This window comes from Scardovia inopinata JCM 12537 (genome assembly GCF_001042695.1).
Classification (GTDB): domain Bacteria; phylum Actinomycetota; class Actinomycetes; order Actinomycetales; family Bifidobacteriaceae; genus Scardovia; species Scardovia inopinata.
This window is the reverse complement of sequence record NZ_AP012334.1, coordinates 216,634-235,892: the sequence shown is the minus strand read 5'-3', so window position 1 is coordinate 235,892 and position 19,259 is coordinate 216,634. Positions and strand designations below refer to the sequence as shown.

Sequence of the window (19,259 nt, the reverse complement as noted above, 5' to 3'; positions counted from 1 at the left end):
GGCTGCTCTACTTGTCCTTAGAATCATCAGTTTTATCAGCAGGAGCATCAGGAGCCGGGGAAACCGGCAGGTCAGCAGGAGCATCAGCCGCAGAATCAGCTGCCTGAGCCTGCTCATCTTTCCTTTGAGAGGCCTCATAAGATTCAATCCCAATCTTCCACCCTGTCAGCTTGGCAGCAAGACGGGCATTCTGCCCTTCCTTACCAATTGCCAGGGAAAGCTGATCATCATGTATCAAGGCTACAGCTGTCTTGTTTCTTTCGCTGACAACGCTGACCTTAACAGCATGAGCCGGAGACAGGGCAGCAGAAACAAACTTAGCTGGATCTTCAGACCAATCCACAATATCGATCTTTTCATTGCCCAGGTTTTCCATAACGGCCCGTACCCGTTGACCAGCGGGACCAATCAAAGAACCCTTGGGATTGACTCCCTGAGCATTGGCCCGAACGGCTATCTTGGTTCTCTCCCCCGCTTCCCGGGCGATAGACATAATTTGAACAGCCCCGGTAACAAGTTCCGGCACTTCACGCTCAAATAAGCGACGGATCAATTCAGGATGAGAACGAGAGACGATAATCTCCGGCCCCTTGAGGCCTTTATTAACGCTGACTACATAGACACGAACACGCTCACCATGGCGGAAGCGCTCCCCTGGAACCTGTTCCCGGCGGGGAAGCAGGGCTTCTACGTCTCCAACAGCAATGTGCAGGTTCCCCCTGTCGTTGGAATCCTGCTGAACAACGCCAGTAATCAGTTTGCCTTTCTGACCGGCAAAAGCTCCAAAAATGTTGTCATCAGCTACTTTGCGGAAGAGGGCAGTGATGACCTGACGGGCAATATAAGCTGCCTGTCGGCCGAATCCTTCCGGGGTATCATCATATTCTTCCCCTAAAACGGGCTTGGGATGAGGATCTTCTTCTGTGGGCTCCTGGGGAATTTCTTTCTGAGCCCACACAGTGAAAGAACCTGCTCGCTCATCTAACTCCACGCGGGCGTGCCTGGCTGCGTGCGGAGTTTTCAGATAGGCAAGTCGCAGAGCCTCAGACAGGGCTGCGTCCAAGCGCTCAGGTTCAATTCCCTGTTCTGCTGCCAGACGATGCATTCCTGCAATATCAAGCTTCATACGGATTCCCTCTTTCACTAATCTATTGATTTATATTTTCACTTATGTTTGTTTGTTCTTGCTTGCTTTTTCCTGTTCCCCCAGAAAGGACAGGCAGCTTAACGCACGATAAAGTTTAGCAATATAATATGACAGCGTCAGTAATCACAGGAGAGAGGTGATGACATCAAGACTGCATATAAGCGGATGGTCTATAAAAATAATGAATAACTATAAAACAATGAATAATGCCCGCATCCTAGTGGACACGGGCATTAGGCTCATTTCTAGTCTGAAATAATAGTCTAAAATCAGACAGAAAAGAAAGGCTTATCCTACTCGAGGATCTTGGTTACACGACCTGAACCAACGGTACGGCCACCTTCGCGGACAGCGAAGGTCAGGCCCTCTTCCATAGCAATGGGCTGGAGGAGCTGAACCGTGAAGGTTGCGTGGTCACCAGGCTGAACCATCTCTACCCCTTCAGGCAGGGAGATGATACCGGTGACATCGGTAGTGCGGAAGTAGAACTGAGGACGATAGTTGGAGAAGAATGGGGTATGACGTCCACCTTCATCCTTGGTCAGAACGTAGACTTCGCCTTCGAACTTGGTGTGAGGAGTTACGGTGCCAGGAGCTGCAACAACCTGACCACGCTCAACGTCTTCACGGCCAAGACCGCGCAGAAGCAGACCAGTGTTATCTCCAGCCTCAGCCTCATCCATCTGCTTATGGAAGGTTTCGATGGAGGTAACGGTGGTGCTCTGAGTGTCGCGAAGACCAACAATCTTCACAGGAGTATTGACCTTCAAACGACCACGCTCAACACGACCGGTAACAACGGTTCCACGACCAGAGATGGTGAAGACATCCTCAATAGGCATGAGGAAGGGCTTATCCAGATCATGAACAGGGGTAGGAATGTACTCATCAACAGTGTCCATGAGCTTCTTTACGCTCTCAACCCACTTCTCATGATCAGGAGCATCATCGTGCAGTGCGCCGTATGCGGAAGTACGGATGATAGGAGCATCGCGGTCAAAGCCGTTCTCTTCAAGCAGGTCGCGGACTTCTTCCTCAACCAGCTCAATCAGCTCATCATCATCAACCATGTCGCACTTGTTCAGGGCAACAAGAATCTTCGGAACACCAACCTGCTTAGCCAGCAGAACATGTTCACGAGTCTGAGCCATAGGACCATCGGTTGCTGCTACAACCAGGATGGCGCCATCCATCTGAGCAGCACCGGTAATCATGTTCTTCACATAATCAGCGTGGCCAGGAGCATCCACATGAGCGTAATGACGCTTAGCAGTCTGATACTCAATGTGAGCGATGTTAATGGTAATACCGCGTTCCTTCTCTTCAGGAGCGGAGTCAATCTGATCAAAGTCATACTCTGGGTTCAGATCTGGGTACTCTTCATGCAGTACCTTGGAAATAGCCGCCGTAAGGGTTGTCTTACCGTGATCAACGTGACCAATGGTACCGATGTTAACGTGCGGCTTAGTGCGTTCGTACTTGGCCTTTGCCATATGTTTGTCCTCCTGGACGTCTCGTAGGTTTTCCTGCCGACCGACAATGCGCAGGCATTAGGAACCGGCAGGTTTCTCGCTACATATTACTTGTTTTTGGGTTAGTTGTCACTTCGTGTCCCCGACCCCAGCAAACATAATTATTTTAATGTCTGCGGAAGACCAAGGAAGCCGAAGTGTTTTCAATTATTATCTCTTATTTATTACCTGTAAAAAGGTGAACGTCAGTCTTCTGAAATCCTACTCACCACGCTGGGCTTTAATGATCTCGTCAGACACACTCTTGGGAACCTCTGCATAAGAGTCCATCTGCATGCTATACACAGCACGCCCCTGGGTGCGGGACCGCAGATCGCCAATGTAGCCAAACATTTCAGAAAGCGGAACCTTGGCATCAACAACCTTAACGCCAGTAGCGTCGGTCATGGACTGGATGGATCCACGACGGGAGGTCAAGTCACCAATCACGTCGCCCATATACTCCTGAGGAGTACGAACCTCAACAGCCATGATAGGCTCCAGGATCACAGGGCTGGCCTTGCGGGCACCTTCCTTGAAGGCCATGGAACCGGCAATCTTGAAGGCCATTTCAGAAGAATCAACTTCATGCATCTGGCCATCAATCAGTTCTACCCGAACGCCAACAACCGGGAACCCAGCTAAAATACCAGATTCCATGGCTTCCTGTACACCAGCATCAACAGAAGGAATGAATTCCTTGCTGATGTGGCCACCGGTCACCTGGTTGTCAAACTCATAATTCTTGCCTTCGGAGGTATCCAGAGGAAGGATATTGATGAGAACCTTAGCGAACTGTCCGGAACCACCGGTCTGCTTCTTATGAGTGTACTCAACATTCATAACAGGCTTACGGATGGTTTCACGGTAGGAAACCTGAGGATTACCTACGTTGCATTCCACATGGAATTCACGCCGCATACGATCAACCAAAATGTCCAGCTGAAGCTCGCCCATACCGGAAATCAGGGTCTGACCGGACTCTTCATCAGTTGTAACCTGGAAGGTCGGGTCTTCGTCCGACAGACGCTGCAGAGCAAGGGCCATCTTTTCCTGATCAGCCTTGGTCTTGGGCTCCACGGCAACCTGGATAACAGGATCGGGGAAGCTCATGGATTCCAGAGCAATCGGGTGCTTTTCATCGCACAGGGTATCGCCCGTGGTGACATTCTTCAGTCCGACAAAGGCATAGATGTTGCCTGCGGTCGCTATGTCTACCGGCTCTTCCTTGTTGGAATGCATCTGGAAGAGCTTACCCACACGCTCGCGCTTGTCTTTGGTGGCGTTGAGGATAGTGTCCCCCGGGTGAACAACGCCGGAGTAAACACGGACGTATACCAGCTTGCCGTAGAAGGGATGGGCGGCAATCTTGAAAGCCAGAGCGGAGAATGGCTCCTCAGCGGTAGGCTTACGATCAATCTCAATGGACTCATCATGAATGTCATAACCCTTGATGGCAGGAACATCCTCTGGGCTGGGCAGGAAGTCAACAACTCCATCCAGCATGGGCTGAACTCCCTTGTCCTTGAAAGCTGACCCGCAGAAAACAGGGTAGGCCTCAGAACGGATGGTGAGCTGGCGAATGCCGGCGCGGACTTCCTCATCGGTCAGTTCTCCTGTTTCCAGGTACTTTTCCGTGAGTTCATCGCTAGCCTCAGCGGCAGCTTCAACCAGTTCAGTATGATACTGTTCTGCCTTTTCCTTCAAATCGTCAGGAATATCAACGGTGTCGTAATGAGCACCAAGATCAGTCGTGTCCTTCCAGACGTAAGCAACCATACGGAGCAGATCAACAACACCAGTGAAGGTGTTTTCAGCCCCAATAGGCAGCTGCATAACAATAGGCTTTGCCTGCAGCTTTTCCTTGATGGTGTCTACTGAATAGTAGAAGTCAGCACCCAGCTTATCCATCTTGTTGATGAAACAAATACGGGGTACGTTGTACTTATCAGCCTGACGCCAGACAGTCTCAGACTGAGGTTCCACACCTTCCTTACCGTCGAAAACGGCTACGGCCCCATCAAGCACACGGAGGGAACGCTCTACCTCAGCGGTAAAGTCTACGTGTCCTGGGGTATCAATGATGTTGATCTGATAGCGGTCCTTGGTGTCATGAGATTGACGGTTCCAGAAGCAGGTAATAGCAGCGGAGGTAATAGTAATACCGCGCTCCTTCTCCTGATCCATCCAGTCCATGGTGGAGGCGCCATCGTGGGTTTCACCGATCTTATAATTTACACCGGTGTAATAGAGGATTCGCTCAGTTGTAGTTGTCTTGCCGGCATCAATGTGAGCCATGATGCCAATGTTACGCACATGAGTGAGGTCCTTAAGCACTTCTTGTGCTTCAGCCATTTTTACCTAACTTTCGTATAAACGATTAGCCGGAATCCTCAAGGATTACCAGCGATAGTGGGCGAAAGCCTTGTTGGCTTCTGCCATCTTATGGGTATCTTCACGACGCTTGACAGATGCACCAAGGCCATTGGAAGCATCCATGATTTCGTTGGCCAGACGCTCAGCCATGGTCTTTTCACGGCGAGCGCGGGAGAAGTCAGTCAGCCAGCGCAGGGCCAAAGTATTGGCGCGGGCAGGCTTAACCTCAACAGGCACCTGATAGGTGGCACCACCTACACGACGGGACCTAACCTCAAGGCTGGGGCGAATGTTGTCCAGAGCACGCTTAAGAACAGCTACAGGCTCCTGGTCAGTCTTTTCCTTGACCTGCTCCAGGGCAGTATAGACGATGTTTTCAGCGATGGACTTCTTACCATCAAGAAGAATCTTGTTAATGAGCTGAGCTACAACTGTCGAACCGTAAATAGGATCTGGCAGGAGCTGACGCTTTTTTGCGGGTCCTTTGCGTGACATATTTACTTAGCCTTCTTTGCTCCGTACAGGGAACGGCCCTGCTTGCGGTCCTTAACGCCCTGGGTATCGAGAGCACCGCGAACGATGTGATAGCGAACACCAGGAAGATCCTTTACACGGCCTCCGCGTACCAGCACAATAGAATGCTCCTGCAGATTGTGACCTTCGCCAGGAATATAAGCGGTTACTTCCACACCGGAACTCAGGCGCACACGGGCGACCTTACGCAGAGCCGAGTTTGGCTTCTTTGGTGTAGTGGTATATACACGGGTGCACACACCGCGGCGCAGCGGGCTCCCCTTTAGAGCCAAAACCTTGGATTTCTTCGGCTTCGGCTTGCGTCCTTTGCGGACCAGCTGTTCTATAGTAGGCAACTGTTTCTCCGATTCTGATTCGTTTCGAATTCGTACCTTTTGTGCGACCGCCGCCCTGGGGCAGGCTCAAAAAAAGAAAACCGCAGATCTCATGCAGATTCATGAGTCTCATGCGGCTTGCAGAAAATGAGTAAGCCACAGTCCACCGGCCCGATGGCCCCTATCCTCAGCGTATCCATTACTGGATGCTTCACCGAACTCGGGGATATCCTCCTGCAGCAGGCCTTTACATAGGTCTACCAGGAGCACACACAGAAAAATAGTCTATGAGGAAGCCCTGACAAACGTAACAGGATGCAGCATCTACTGAATTGGCTTCAGCCGCCCGGATCTGAGCAGGCGGGCAGACAGATGCAGGAACAAGAATCCGCAGCCGGCCCCGGCAAGAGCGTAGCCAAGATTAAGCCCTATCCCCCAGCCCCAGGAAGCAGAACCGGTCAGAATCCCTACCAAAGCAGACAGGGGGAAGAAAAGAAGAATCTTTCCCCAAGAACCTGGGTAGGAGGTGAGCGGAACAATACTCCCTGCGGTTAAAGGCAGGATAAAAGCAAGAGCATTGGACAGGGCATAGGGATCATTCATTATCAGTCCGGCAGCTGAGGTGAGGATTCCTAAAGACAAGCCCACCAGAATGGAGAAGGGAGCGGCTGCAAAAGCTGTCAGCAGAAGCTGACCGTTATGGGACGGATCAAAGGCAAAAGAAGCAGTCAGCGGTACCAACCCCATGCCAAGAGCAGCCAGGGCAGCCCAGCAGGAAATTCCCAGCCAGTAAATCGGGTAAGACCCTCTCCAGAGAATAATATCCTGAAGAACCCCAACCCAGCGGGCGTAGACCAGGCTTTGATTAATAAAAGACATGGCAGTAACCGCCATTCCTACCAAAGTACTGGCGTATCCTATGCGAACCACATTATCTGACTGGAGGCTAATCCCCATGAGCAGGGAGAAAAGAACGTCGCATAAAGGAATCAGTACTATGGAAACCAGGGCTGTGGTTGTGGTAGCCAAGGCTTGGGAAGCATGACGGCTGACCTTCATAACTGTCTTCAAACGGGAAAAGAAGCATCTGATCTGTTTCATGTCAGATCACCTCTACAGTGCCCAGAGTCCGCATGGCCTTAAAAACCCGGCCTGCAACCAGGCGGGCCCCCAGCAGCCACAGTCCGGTAACTGCCAGACAGATGATTCCGGAGCGAATCATAACCCCTGGCTGAGCGTAAGCATAGAGGAAAGTGGTGGCAGGAGTTGTGGGAAGAAGAAAAGTAAAAACCATCTGCAGCTTCTGATATATCGGAGATTGAGACGGAAAAATCCCCGAAAAGAACAGGGCCGGGGTCAAAATAAGACCTTCATAAGCCAAAGCCCTGGGCGTTATGACTGAAAGTAGGGCCAGAACATAGGTAATTGACAGTGACGCCAGCCAGAAGAGAATCATTCCCGTCAGCAGTGCAGGCAGATGAGCGAGCAGGGCTGACAGGGTGAGTCCGGATCTGCCCGGTATCAGCCAGACAAGGCCGGCAAGGGGGAAAGAGAGCAGACTAAAGGTGGCAACCGAAGAGACCAGAGCTGTTAGGGTCAGAAGGATATCTGTTTTTCCTGATACTAAATAGACCAGGGTCCCCTTAGACCGCTCAAACCCAATGATGCCGGCAGCGCTGATTGCTGAAGTCCACATACCAATGGCAGCAGACCGAAGAAAGCACAGATAGGGGTCAGCATGCCAGGCCAGTACTCCCAGCCTCTGCACAATACAGGCGGACAGGGTAGCAAAAATGACAGTCTGAGCAAAATAACCCACAGAAGCAAACTGTCTCAGTTCAAACCAGGCTATGCGTAGGAAACGTGCTGGAGTCATGCTTCCTCCTCAATCTGATCGGGCATCTGAGCAATAGCCAGAAAGGCATCTTCCAGGTTGGCCGGCCGGGTAAAAACAGATTCCAGATGAAACTTCCTGCACAGATCTGTTGTCAGCTGATTGATTCGATCCCTGCTCATTTCAGGGGAATCCTTCCACCAGATAGTAACCCTCCACTGACTGCCGGCAGAACGGGCCATCATTCTGGCCGATCCTGCCAGCTCTTTCCTTAGGTCAGACAGATCATAAGAATTGTCAGGGGCAAAGTCAGCAATTGTCGTTTGATACACATGGGCATAGGCAGCTACATCAGCAAGACTGCCGGAAACCTTCATGCGGCCGTGGCTCATCACCAGAAAAGAGGTGGCAAGTTCCTCAACTTCTTCCATAGAATGAGACGTGAGCAGGATAGCCCTGCCCTGAGCAGCGATAGATCGAATCAGACTGCGGATGTGTAGGGCAACATCCGGGTCCAGACCTGAAGTCGGTTCATCCAGAAGGAGAAGATCGACAGACCCCAGCAAACTACGGGCAATATGTAGACGCTGATATTGCCCCCGGGAGAGTTCATAGGCTTTTTTATCAGCCAGATTTCTGAGCTCTACCTGGGCCAAAACCCTGGAAACTTCCTCCTGGCGCTTGTCTGCCGGTAGCCCGGCAATATCGGCGAAGAAAAGCAAATTATCTTTCACTGATGTCCGGGGATAGAATCCGGTGCTTCCTCCCAGCATGAGACCCATATGTCTGCGGGCTTGTGCCGGATGCCTGACCGTATCATACCCACAGACTGTAATAGTCCCTGCGGAAGGGTTGAGCAGAGTAGCACACATTTTGACGGTAGTGGTCTTCCCCGCCCCGTTAAGGCCGATCAGTCCCAGAATCTGGCCCTGAGACAGATTCAGGTTCAGGTCGCTGACAGCCTCTACTTGTCCTTTATTGAAGGCGCGTGAAACATGATTAATCTGCAGAACAGGGCTGCTGCTCTGGTCTGCCTGATTGATGAGCTTCATGAGTGGCTCCTTGTACTGTTGGAGCCTTCAGTCCAACAGTTTACAGTAATAAATTAATAATGATGGATGTATTCATGACTGATGCTCCTTGAACGCACAGCAGCTCTCTGACTTGCAGCTTATCTGCTGGCTGAGCTTCTGATACGGCGGCAAACATATGCACTCCCTGGGTAAAGCCTGATTAACTAATTTATTCTTTCATTACTAAGCACGATAAATCAGGCGTTGGTTGCTTTTAACTTATCTTATTCTTAGGACCAGTGCACAGGCTCCGGACCAGTGCACAGGGCAGACTGACTCTGCTACTGCTGTGGACTGTGTGCTTTTGCGGCCCGCCCCAACAGAGTAAGTGACTCAGCAGAGCAAGCCAGCAGAGCAAATTGTACATAAAAAATCCCGTACCTCACCAAGAAGATACGGGAAAAGGAGATATGGGATTGATACAGTCAGACAGTCAGGCGAGCAAAACTAATGCTGTCGGCTGCCTCTCAGGTGGATCTTCCGGACCCAGCCGCACTGTCAGCCGCACTATTGTCCAACAGCACTACTGCCTGCCTGTACTGTTGCACTATTACTGAGCCGGAACCGAATTCCCCTTTTGCTCAACCGAACAGCGCTCAATAGCCACGGTCAGGCGGTTATCATCGAAAGAAACAAAACCGTCACTGACCTGGAAAGTGTGCTTCACTCCTTCCAGATCGGTAACAGTTAGAGGCCCATCATCTAAAAGGGAAAGAATCGGCTCATGATTGGGCAGGATCCCCATGGCACCGTTGGTCGAAGGCACCACAACATAGGAAGCCTTACCCGACCAGATCGGTCGGTCTGAAGCAGCTACATTAACTGTAATTATTGCCTTATCAGAGCCAGTCATGCTCACTCTCCCAATTCCTTTTGCAGATCATGCCATTTGCGCTCCAGATCATCAATTCCACCAATGCCGGAGAAGGCCTGTTCAGGAACCTTGTCATAGACACCATCGCAAATCCGGGTGAAGGCCTCAATGGTTTCATCAGCAGGAACATAGGAACCAGGACGGCCAGTGAACTTTTCTGCCACATAGAAGTTCTGTCCCAGGAACTGCTCAATACGGCGGGCACGGGCTACAGTGGTTTTATCTTCTTCACCCAGCTCATCAATACCGATCAGAGCAATAATATCCTGAAGCTCCTTATTACGCTGGAGAATAGCCTTGACCCTGTTGGCACAGTCGTAATGGGCCTGACCCACATAGCGGGGATCCAGGATTCTGGACGTTGACGACAGGGGGTCTACTGCCGGATAAATACCCTTGGAAGCAATGTCACGAGATAGTTCCGTAGTAGCATCCAGATGAGCAAAGGTCGTCGCGGGGGCAGGATCGGTGTAATCATCCGCAGGCACGTAAATTGCCTGTAGAGAGGTAATGGAATGACCCCGGGTTGAGGTAATGCGTTCCTGAAGGGATCCCATTTCATCGGCCAGATTCGGCTGATAGCCCACTGCTGACGGCATACGGCCCAGCAGGGTGGATACCTCAGAACCAGCCTGAGTGAAGCGGAAGATGTTGTCGATAAAAAGAAGCACATCCTGGTTCTGGACATCGCGGAAATACTCTGCCATGGTCAGGGCGGTCAGAGGAACCCGCAGACGGGTCCCTGGAGGCTCATCCATTTGACCGAAAACCAGCGCGGTTTTACCCAAAACACCGGCTTCTTCCATTTCACCAATCAGATCATTACCCTCACGGGTACGCTCGCCAACACCGGCAAAAACAGAAACACCACCGTGATTCTGGGCTACCCTCTGAATCATTTCCTGAATCAGAACGGTCTTGCCCACACCAGCGCCGCCGAAAAGTCCAATCTTGCCACCTTGAACATAAGGAGTCAGCAGATCAATGACCTTAATGCCAGTTTCAAACATCTCGGTCTTGGATTCCAGCTGGTCAAAGGGAGGAGCAGCCCGGTGAATAGGCCACCGCTCGGTAACGGTCAGGTCTTCCCCTTCCTTGCTGTTGAGAATATGACCGGACACATCAAAAACATGTCCCAGGGTCACATCGCCCACCGGGACCTCAATGGGGCCGCCGGTATCGGTAACAATAGCTCCTCGAACCAGGCCATCTGTAGGCTTAAGGGCCACAGCACGCACGATGGAATCGCCCAGGTGCTGCTCAACTTCCAGCGTAATAGTAGCGCTGCTTTCCCCTTCAACGGTTCCCACAGCCGGGATTTCTACCGTCAAAGCATTATAAATATCAGGCATGTGCCCAATGGGGAACTCGATATCAATAACCGAGCCCTGGACACGGGTTACACGGCCCTTGACAGCCTGAGACTCATCCAGCTGCTCGTTTTTCAGGGTCGCAGAAGCATTTTCCAGTGCCATTGTGCTCCTTCCTTTATTCTATTTCGGTTTTCAGCGCATCGGCGCTGCCGACGATTTCTGTCAGTTCCTGTGTAATGGAGGCTTGTCGGGATGCATTGAGCTTCCTGGTCAGTTCATCTACCAGCTTGCCTGCATTATCTGTAGCAGTATGCATAGCGTTCTGCCGGCTGGCAGTTTCCGATGCAGCTGCAGTCAGCAGGCATTCATGAACACGAGACTGAATGTACTTAGGCATAATGTTGTCAAGGACTTTTTCCGCACTGGGTTCAAAGGAATACAGGGGCGGAGCTTTCGTGACCTCAAAAACGGGGCCGGAGTCTTCCTCCTGGTTCGACTGATCTTTATCCTGCAGTCGATCCTTTCGATTGCCCTCAGTCCGACCGCTATCAACATCCTCATCATCCAATAGCTTGACTTCCACCGGAAGCATCCGCAGAATCCGAACCTTTTGAACGACCATATTAACGAATTCAGTGAATACAATATAGAACTCGCTGACGCCGCCTTCTGAGGCAGGCGCCATATACGACTCAAAAAGTGTCTTGGAAATTCGTGCAGCCATGCCAACAGTTGGAGCATCAGATTCTCCCTGCCAGGTTGCTGCAACCTGCCTGTTGCGATAGCGGTAGTAGGTAACACCTCGGCGGCCGTAGACAAAGAGTTGAGGCTCCTTGCCCTGCTTTTCCAGCCTGTTGAGCAGGGTCTCCGTTTCCCGGATGATGGAAGAGGTATAAGCCCCTGCCATTCCCCTGTCAGACGTCAGGGCCAAGACTGCAACCCGCGGATTATCTTCGTTTTTGCCCAGGATGGGGTGATCCAGGTGAGTATGGGCAGCCAAGGCCCGGACAGCGTCATAAATGGCATCAGAAAAAGGCTTGGCAGCAAGCGCAACATCGCGGGTTTTAGCGATGCGGGAAGAGGCAATCATCTCCTGTGCATTGAAGATTTTCTTCAACGATTCAGTAGATGCAATGCGCGATTTGAATGCAAGCTGTGAAGCCATACTTACTCAGCCTTCCGACCTGCCTGGTCAGCCTGATTGGTCTGTCCATCCTGTGCTGAGCCAGACTGATTCCGCTCCGACCGGCGGCGGGTGGCAATAGTCTCCTGCTCAACCTTGGTCGGGGCTTCCTTCCCTTCCTTGGCATTGACCAGAGGGGTTCCATCCTGCTTGACATAAACTCTGCGGAAAGCTTTAACGGCTTCTTCCAGCTTCTTTTCCGTGTCAGCTGTAAAATCGCCCGTTTCCCGAATGACCGACAGAATATCAGTGTTATGATCCACATAATCCAGCAGACCACGTTCGAAAGGCAGAACATCCACTAAATCAAGGTCATCCAGCCAGCCGTGAGTACCGGTCCAAATTGACACCACCTCCTGCTCAGAAGAGTAAGGAGAGAACTGAGGCTGCTTGAGCAGCTCCATCAGACGGGCTCCCCGGGTCAGCTGGGCCTTTGAAGCCGCATCCAGATCAGAAGCAAACATAGCGAAGGATTCCAAAGACCGATACTGGGCCAGAGAAATCTTCAGAGTTCCGGAAACTTTCTTCAGGGCCTTGGTCTGTGCAGCACCACCCACACGGGAGACAGAGATACCTACATCGACTGCCGGCCTCTGATTAGCATTAAAGAGGTCAGACTGAAGAAAGATCTGCCCGTCAGTAATGGAAATAACGTTGGTGGGAATGTAGGCAGACACATCGTTCGCCTTCGTCTCAATGATAGGCAGGCCAGTCATAGAACCACCGCCCATATCATCGGACAAGCGTGCACAGCGCTCAAGAAGGCGGGAGTGCAGGTAGAAAACATCGCCAGGATATGCCTCACGCCCCGGCGGCCGGCGCAGGAGGAGGGAAATGGATCGATAAGCCTCAGCCTGCTTGCTCAGATCATCAAAAACAATGAGCACATGCTTGCCCTTATACATCCAGTGCTGGCCAATTGCCGAGCCCGTATAGGGGGCAATATACTTAAAACCTGCGGAATCAGAAGCAGGAGAAGCCACAATCGTAGTGTAGGCCATAGCTCCGGCATCTTCCAAAGAAGCACGGACAGCAGCAATGGTAGAGCCTTTCTGTCCCACAGCCACATAAATGCAGCGGACCTGCTTGTTGGGATCGCCTGACTCCCAGTTCTTTTTCTGATTAATAATGGTATCGATGGCAATGGCAGTCTTACCTGTCTGTCGGTCACCAATAATCAGCTGGCGCTGGCCGCGTCCAATAGGGGTCATGGCGTCGATAGCTTTAATCCCGGTTTCCATTGGCTGATCCACAGGATGCCGATGCATCACATCGGGAGCCTGGGCTTCCAGAATTCGCCGGCCTTCGCTGGCGATAGGGCCCAACCCGTCAATTGGGCTGCCCAAAGGATCTACCACACGGCCCAAATAGCCATCACCAACAGGAACAGACAGAACCTCTCCGGTCCGCCTTACTTCCTGTCCTTCCTCAATCCCGGCAAAGTCACCAAGAATAACCACACCGATTTCACGGGCATCAAGGTTGAAGGCAAGGCCCAAGGTCCCATCTTCAAAGGTCAGTAATTCATTAGCCATGCACCCGGGCAGACCTTCTACCTGGGCAATGCCGTCCCCTGCGGTCTTCACATAGCCGACTTCCTGGGTCGGTGCGCTTGTCGGAGTATAGGACTCCACAAAGTTATCAAGCGCCTGACGTATCGCGGCGGGATCGATGGTCAATTCTGCCATTGATCACTCCTTTTCTACAGCACCTGCTGCAAATGGCGCAGCTGTGCCACAACTGTTGTATCTGTTACTTCTGCTCCAACCTGTACACGCAGACCGCCAATAACGGTACTGTCTACGACTGAGTTGATATGAACAGGATGATTAAGTTTGCGGGCATAAATCTCGGCTATTTTCTGAGTCTGAGTGTCAGACAGGGGGACAGCTGAGGTAACGGTCACTACCGTTTCTCCGCTGTGTTCGGAGATCTTCCCAATCAGCCAGGACAAGGTAGACAAGTACCGTCTGTTGCGCAGATCTCTTGTTGAATGTTCTGCCAGCCTCATGGTAATGGGGTCAAGATCATTCCCAGCCAAAAGAGCCCTCAGACACTCCACCCGCCTGTCGGCAGGTATGTAGGTATCGGACAGGTAGGAACGGACAGCAGTCAGGTTAAGAAGAGCTGAGTGAATTTTCGCCAATTCCACCGCTACTCGCCCAATCTTGCCTTCCGCATCCGCCTGGCAGGCAATAGCATCTATAGCCAGATCTTCCACGCTGTTGGAGATGTGATCCACCCGGCTCCACTGGCATTCTGTCAAAGCCTTGAGGATTTCCAGAGTCAGAGGCTGAACCTTATCAGCAACAATGGCAGAGAGCAGCTCCTGCTTATCAGCAGTGCTCCTGGCCGGGTCTGTTAATGCTCGTTCCAATTTTCGGTTTGAATCCAAAACGGAAGAAAAACCGAAGAGTTCTTCAGCTATGGAACCAGCCGACTCGCCTGCCTCTTTCAGTCGTGGGAGGAATCGTTCCCTCACTGACTTTTCAGATACGAGTGATATTTCTCCGCGCATATGTCACCTCCCCGCTAGGATCATCAATCTGTTCACCCGCATAATGTCACTCACCCTGTGAGCCTTCGGCCTTTCCTGACGTTTCCAGATTGGCAATCATGGAATCAATTATGGAATCCTGAACATCAGACTGCTGAAGCTGAGTATTGAGAATCTTTCCTGCCAAAGCCGTAGCCAGAGCACCAACCTCCCCTTTCAGGCTGACTAGAGCCTGCTGCTGCTGGGATTCAATAGACCGTTCAGCATTATCAGAGATCTGCTTAGCTTCAGACTCTGCCCGGGAACGGGCATCAGCAATGATATTTGATGCTTCAGCCCTGGCATTATCGCGAATCTTTGAAGCCTCTACCCTGGCATTCTTCAGCCGATCCTCGTACTTTTGACGGGCCTCTTCAGCTTCCTTTTTGGCTTTTTCAGCCTGGGAAATGTTCCCCTCAATCCGAGACGCACGCTCATCAAAGATTTTCTGGAACTTAGGCATGAAGAAGACGAAGAAAAAGATGCCCAGAATCACGAGGATGACAAACGACCAGAACATGTCATATGTTTCTGGCAAGAAAAGCTCAGTACCGCTCACCTTTTCAGCGAGAATCACTGCTTGCCTCCTTGAAGTAATTGCAATTGCGCATCGACTTACTGATTTCGTTGTGATTTCTGGAAGTATCCAGCAAAGGCTACTTAGCCATCAGGAAGGCAACGAAACCAAGCAGAGCAAGAACCTCAACCACAGCGAAGCCAATGTACATAATGGTGTTGAGCTTATTGCTGACCTCAGGCTGACGGGCAGTGGATTCCAAAGCCTTGCCGAAGATCATACCCAAGCCAATGCTGGGCCCAAGGGTGGCCAAACCATAGCCAAGAACGCTGAGGTTTCCGCCAACTGCTGCGAGTGTCACGAGATCCATGTGTTTCCTCCTTATTGCGACTGTCGTCGTAAAATTTAACACATCCAGCCTGACTCTGCCGAGGCAGGTCCTTCTGTCTGTGTCTTAAGTTTCCTTAAGTCTTATCTTATTTTTTCTTTTTCTTATATACTACTTATGCATTATTGCACTATGCATTTATCTGCGTAAGTACCTTACTTATCATTATTCAGTTATTCAGTTATGATGCCATTCTTCATTTACGGCACGGGCTTTGTCTCTCATCACTCAGCCTCAGGGAAGCTGGAGTTGATGTAAACTGTAGTCAGCACCGCGAAAATATAGGCCTGAAGCAGGGCAACGAATATCTCAAAGCAGGTGAGAACAAAGCCGCCCAGGAACCATACCCCGCCAACAATCTTGATGGGACCTGCCTGCGAAACCAGGTAGAACTGAGTCAGGCAGAAGCAGATGGCCACAATTAAATGGCCAGAAATCATGTTGGCAAAGAGTCGCAGTGTCAGGGACAGGGGCCGGAAAATAAATATTTCCAGCAGCTGAATAGGGGCGAGAATAATGTATACCGGCCAGGGAACTCCCGGGGGGAACATCTCGTTGCGCAGGAACTTGAAGAAACCCTGCTCCTTATGAGCCGTCCAGCAATAATTGAAGACTGTGACTAGGGCAAAAAAGAGGGGCATAACCACTGTTGCTGTTGCCGCTATATTAGCTCCGGGAATAACACCGCACAGATTAAAACATGCAATCGTCAAAAAAATTGATGTAATCAGGGGCGTGTATTTTTTCCCGCGAAGTTCACCCATTACCTGGAAGGTAATATTGTTTTGAACAAACTCAATTACCCATTCCACTGCTCCCTGCCAGCGGCTGGGGATCAGTTTTGCCCGGGCCGCAGTAATACCAAGGATGAGGACAATCAGGAAGGTCATGATGAGGCGGATCATAATAATCCGGTTCATGGCAAAGAAAGTTCCCTGAAAGAGATTCTGTTCAGGGAGAAAATCTTCCAGTCCAGGAAGCTTAGGAAGTTTCATAGCTGACAAAGTGACGGATGACTGTGCCGCTGTATAAGCGCCAAGGATACTATGTCCCAGAAAACCAGTCATATATCGCCTCCTTTATACAAACCCGACTAACTATAGTCCTTGAACGCGAAAAAAGTACCTGTGCACTGCCTGCGCGTTTCGTGACTTTCAGCTGCCAGACTCAGCAAGCAAATGCTGCGTCTTGGATTTGTAAGCGTTTTAAGGGGCTGCCGCCCCTTTTGTTTACCATCATAACGCGGCCAAGGGCCATTGCTCAACTTTTACTGACAGCGTTTCCCTCAATCGCCCGTCTGCGGAAGAAGGCAGAACCATAAATGATGAGAGCCAGCCCAATGCCAAAGGCTATGGTCAGGGCGTTAAACACAATTCCCAGAACATAAACATTGCTGTAGAAAAGAGGAACAATCAGAAAAATAATTCCAAAAATTGCATAAAGAGCCCGAATGATGGTATCTACGCTTCCCAGCCGACTGTGTTCGTAGGAACCAAACAGCATCTTGCTGAAGTAGTTGCCGGAGATCCCAATAGTCACAAAGCCCAGGGCGAAAAGAGCCAGTTTTGCTCCCACAGAGGGGACTAGAAAGACCAGAAGCAGAGCGGTCCCGGAAATCATATAATCCCAGCAGAAGAAGTGAGTTGGTTTGATCTTAATAAATGGGGCAAGCAGGGAACCCAGAAGATCTGACCCCTGCTGAACAGCAAGGACAAATCCCAGCCTCTTCACGTTCACACGGATAGAGATGAGATAGAGGGGCATGAGCGCTATCAACACGTCCAGGGCCCCGCTGAGAAAAGCCTCAATAAGAATAATGGAAGACGAAACCTTCTGCTGGGCGAAATAAGACAGAGAGGCCCGCACATCCTGAAGATATCCGTGAAGGCGATCCATACCTGCAGCGTGTGCGCCCTCCCTGCTTGGGTCGGTATCTATTTCCTGTATATGCATTTTTCTCGGAGTAATGTGCATACTCCAGAAAAAGAAAATACCGGCAATGAAGAAGGGGATGCTGATGTTCAAAACCACAAAGTAAGAGACCAGGCCCAGGAGCACTGATGCCAGGAAATTCGCTGCAATATTCAGAATGTTTGAGGTGAGATACTGAATGTCAACAGATTTCTCAATGAGATCTTCATTATCATCCAGAGCCTGGGGAACAACGCTGGTATCCAGGGCACCGATAACAGTGCTTACCAGGTAGAAGAGGAAATTAATAAAGAAAAGAATAACCAGTGGCCAGTGAGAAAGCAGGCACAGTATAATCACCGTTACAAGAACGAGGTAAACTGACTGCAAAATGACCAGCCATTTTTTCTTATCGACGATCCGGTCAATCAGATGCCCAAAGAGGAAGCCAACCATGGCAGGCAGCATAGATACAAGAGTAAAAATTGATAAGGATCCGGCTTCAATGTTATAGGCTTTTACCAGGGCAACGGTGAGGGCAACGGCATAAAAACTATCGGCAATATTGAGGAAACTCTTGCCCAATATCAGCTGCCGAAAGTTATATGTATACTTATCAGCCAATCTCATATCGTCGCACCTCCCATGTCAAAAGATCAATCTGAACACAGTTTCTGAGCACAGTTAGTATCATTTTTAACCCAGTCAGCAGTGTCCTTCAGCGAACGAACCAGATTCGTATCGCCAAATCCACATATAATTTTCCCCAGTCTTTGCATATAACAATAAGGTTCACTTAATTCGCATATTATTTACACATATACAATGTATAGTATGTATATTACATTTTTTCAACTCGACACTCCGAGAACAAGGCAACGATCAAGGGAAAGGAACCAGGTTGAGTATCCAAGAATATCGTGATAAACTAAGGGAAATCTCCAAAAATATCTTCAGCTTTTTTCAATAATTAATCCCTAATCGGAGAGGTGACAGCAATGCAGCAGGAACAGAAGAAATCATCTGATCGGTTTGATTCGCAGAAATTAAAAAAGCAGACTAGTATAGCTGCCCTTCTCTTTGCTATATCGCTGGTGATATCTATTGTACTGAACATTTTCGTATATCAGTCCCCCATCTCTTATACAGAGGTGCAGGCGTCTCCTGAAAATGCTGTGAAAACTACAGGGGTATCCCATCCTACCAATCGCACCACAACAATCCGAGAAACCTATACCTTAACAGTACGGCTTGATGATGGTTCTGAGGATCAGGTGGGAGTTAATAATCCTTCCAAATATGTAAAAGGACACAGTACAACTTTTTATCGCTACAGTAAAGATGGGGCGCTTTATGAAAGCGTTCATGCCATTCGTTCTACCCTGCCAGCAGCAAAGGCTTCTGTTTATGCTAACGTTGCAACATTTCTCCTTCTACTGTTAACAGTGGTTATGCTGGTCCTCTGGCAAAGAAGCAAAGGAAAGCAGAAAAAGCAAAAACCGCTGGAATCCCACGATTCCGAGCGGTTTCCTGGTAGCGGGAACAGGATTTGAACCTGTGACCTCTGGGTTATGAGCCCAGCGAGCTACCGAGCTGCTCCATCCCGCGACGGCTGTTTAAAACAGCTCTTACAAGGTTAGTGGCAATCTCAGATTTGTCAAATCGCGTGTCGGAATTGCGCTTGTGGGGAAATGGGGAAAATACCATCTCTGACAAACAGCCTCTAGCACAGGCCTTGGCTCTAGCCT

General features: G+C 50.3%; 18 protein-coding genes and 1 tRNA gene. 1 reads left to right on the top strand and 18 read right to left on the bottom strand.

Annotated features, from left to right (window positions below; genetic code table 11):
• Window positions 1-7 precede the first annotated feature (7 nt).
• The 17 genes from nusA to SCIP_RS00815 all read right to left on the bottom strand — a co-directional run bounded on the left by nusA (window position 8) and on the right by SCIP_RS00815 (window position 18,141).
• The gene (nusA, locus tag SCIP_RS00895) at window positions 8-1,126 is read right to left on the bottom strand and encodes a transcription termination factor NusA (protein ID WP_006292612.1); all 1,119 of its coding nucleotides are present in this window, start codon (window positions 1,124-1,126) and stop codon (window positions 8-10) included.
• Window positions 1,127-1,440: 314 nt separating this feature from the next.
• Entirely contained in the window at window positions 1,441-2,640 is a 1,200-nt protein-coding gene (gene tuf / locus SCIP_RS00890; RefSeq protein ID WP_006292611.1) for an elongation factor Tu, read from the bottom strand.
• 240 nt (window positions 2,641-2,880) lie between these two features.
• Complete coding sequence (gene fusA, locus SCIP_RS00885; protein ID WP_006292610.1) at window positions 2,881-5,013, bottom strand: elongation factor G; 2,133 nt, start codon at window positions 5,011-5,013, stop codon at window positions 2,881-2,883.
• A gap of 45 nt (window positions 5,014-5,058) precedes the next feature.
• Window positions 5,059-5,529, bottom strand: a complete 471-nt coding sequence (gene rpsG, locus SCIP_RS00880; protein ID WP_006292609.1) for a 30S ribosomal protein S7 — start codon at window positions 5,527-5,529, stop codon at window positions 5,059-5,061.
• Between the two features lie 2 nt (window positions 5,530-5,531).
• A complete protein-coding gene (gene rpsL, locus SCIP_RS00875; protein WP_006288638.1) occupies window positions 5,532-5,903 on the bottom strand; it encodes a 30S ribosomal protein S12 in 372 nt (123 codons plus the stop codon).
• A gap of 303 nt (window positions 5,904-6,206) precedes the next feature.
• Window positions 6,207-6,983, bottom strand: a complete 777-nt coding sequence (locus tag SCIP_RS00870) for a hypothetical protein (protein ID WP_006292607.1) — start codon at window positions 6,981-6,983, stop codon at window positions 6,207-6,209.
• A 1-nt stretch (window position 6,984) separates the two neighbouring features.
• Window positions 6,985-7,758, bottom strand: coding sequence for a hypothetical protein (locus tag SCIP_RS00865; protein ID WP_006292606.1), 774 nt, complete (start codon window positions 7,756-7,758; stop codon window positions 6,985-6,987).
• On the bottom strand, window positions 7,755-8,768 hold the full coding sequence (locus SCIP_RS00860; protein WP_006292605.1) for an ABC transporter ATP-binding protein: 1,014 nt from the start codon (window positions 8,766-8,768) through the stop codon (window positions 7,755-7,757). Before SCIP_RS00860 ends, SCIP_RS00865 begins: the two co-directional genes overlap by 4 nt.
• A 571-nt stretch (window positions 8,769-9,339) precedes the next feature.
• Window positions 9,340-9,642: a F0F1 ATP synthase subunit epsilon gene (locus tag SCIP_RS00855; RefSeq protein ID WP_040590413.1), complete on the bottom strand. Its 303-nt coding sequence runs from the start codon at window positions 9,640-9,642 to the stop codon at window positions 9,340-9,342.
• Window positions 9,643-9,644: 2 nt separating this feature from the next.
• Window positions 9,645-11,138 (bottom strand): F0F1 ATP synthase subunit beta, encoded by a 1,494-nt coding sequence (gene atpD, locus SCIP_RS00850; protein ID WP_040590411.1) that lies wholly within the window; start codon window positions 11,136-11,138, stop codon window positions 9,645-9,647.
• Between the two features lie 13 nt (window positions 11,139-11,151).
• Window positions 11,152-12,141, bottom strand: coding sequence for a F0F1 ATP synthase subunit gamma (locus tag SCIP_RS00845; RefSeq protein ID WP_006292600.1), 990 nt, complete (start codon window positions 12,139-12,141; stop codon window positions 11,152-11,154).
• A gap of 2 nt (window positions 12,142-12,143) precedes the next feature.
• Window positions 12,144-13,847 (bottom strand): F0F1 ATP synthase subunit alpha, encoded by a 1,704-nt coding sequence (gene atpA / locus SCIP_RS00840; RefSeq protein WP_006292599.1) that lies wholly within the window; start codon window positions 13,845-13,847, stop codon window positions 12,144-12,146.
• Between the two features lie 14 nt (window positions 13,848-13,861).
• Entirely contained in the window at window positions 13,862-14,677 is an 816-nt protein-coding gene (locus SCIP_RS00835; protein ID WP_006292598.1) for a F0F1 ATP synthase subunit delta, read from the bottom strand.
• Window positions 14,678-14,723: 46 nt separating this feature from the next.
• On the bottom strand, window positions 14,724-15,272 hold the full coding sequence (locus SCIP_RS00830) for a F0F1 ATP synthase subunit B (RefSeq protein ID WP_040590409.1): 549 nt from the start codon (window positions 15,270-15,272) through the stop codon (window positions 14,724-14,726).
• 79 nt (window positions 15,273-15,351) lie between these two features.
• Window positions 15,352-15,582, bottom strand: coding sequence for an ATP synthase F0 subunit C (atpE, locus tag SCIP_RS00825; protein ID WP_006292596.1), 231 nt, complete (start codon window positions 15,580-15,582; stop codon window positions 15,352-15,354).
• 242 nt (window positions 15,583-15,824) lie between these two features.
• Window positions 15,825-16,667, bottom strand: a complete 843-nt coding sequence (atpB, locus tag SCIP_RS00820; RefSeq protein WP_006292595.1) for a F0F1 ATP synthase subunit A — start codon at window positions 16,665-16,667, stop codon at window positions 15,825-15,827.
• A gap of 193 nt (window positions 16,668-16,860) precedes the next feature.
• Complete coding sequence (locus SCIP_RS00815) at window positions 16,861-18,141, bottom strand: MFS transporter (protein ID WP_006292594.1); 1,281 nt, start codon at window positions 18,139-18,141, stop codon at window positions 16,861-16,863.
• A 368-nt stretch (window positions 18,142-18,509) separates the two neighbouring features.
• Between SCIP_RS00815 and SCIP_RS07710 the strand changes: the two genes are divergently transcribed.
• Window positions 18,510-19,064: a hypothetical protein gene (locus tag SCIP_RS07710; RefSeq protein WP_048349305.1), complete on the top strand. Its 555-nt coding sequence runs from the start codon at window positions 18,510-18,512 to the stop codon at window positions 19,062-19,064.
• Here the strand turns inward: SCIP_RS07710 and SCIP_RS00805 are convergent.
• A tRNA-Met gene (locus SCIP_RS00805) sits at window positions 19,043-19,119 on the bottom strand. The genes SCIP_RS07710 and SCIP_RS00805 overlap by 22 nt on opposite strands.
• Window positions 19,120-19,259: the final 140 nt, after the last annotated feature.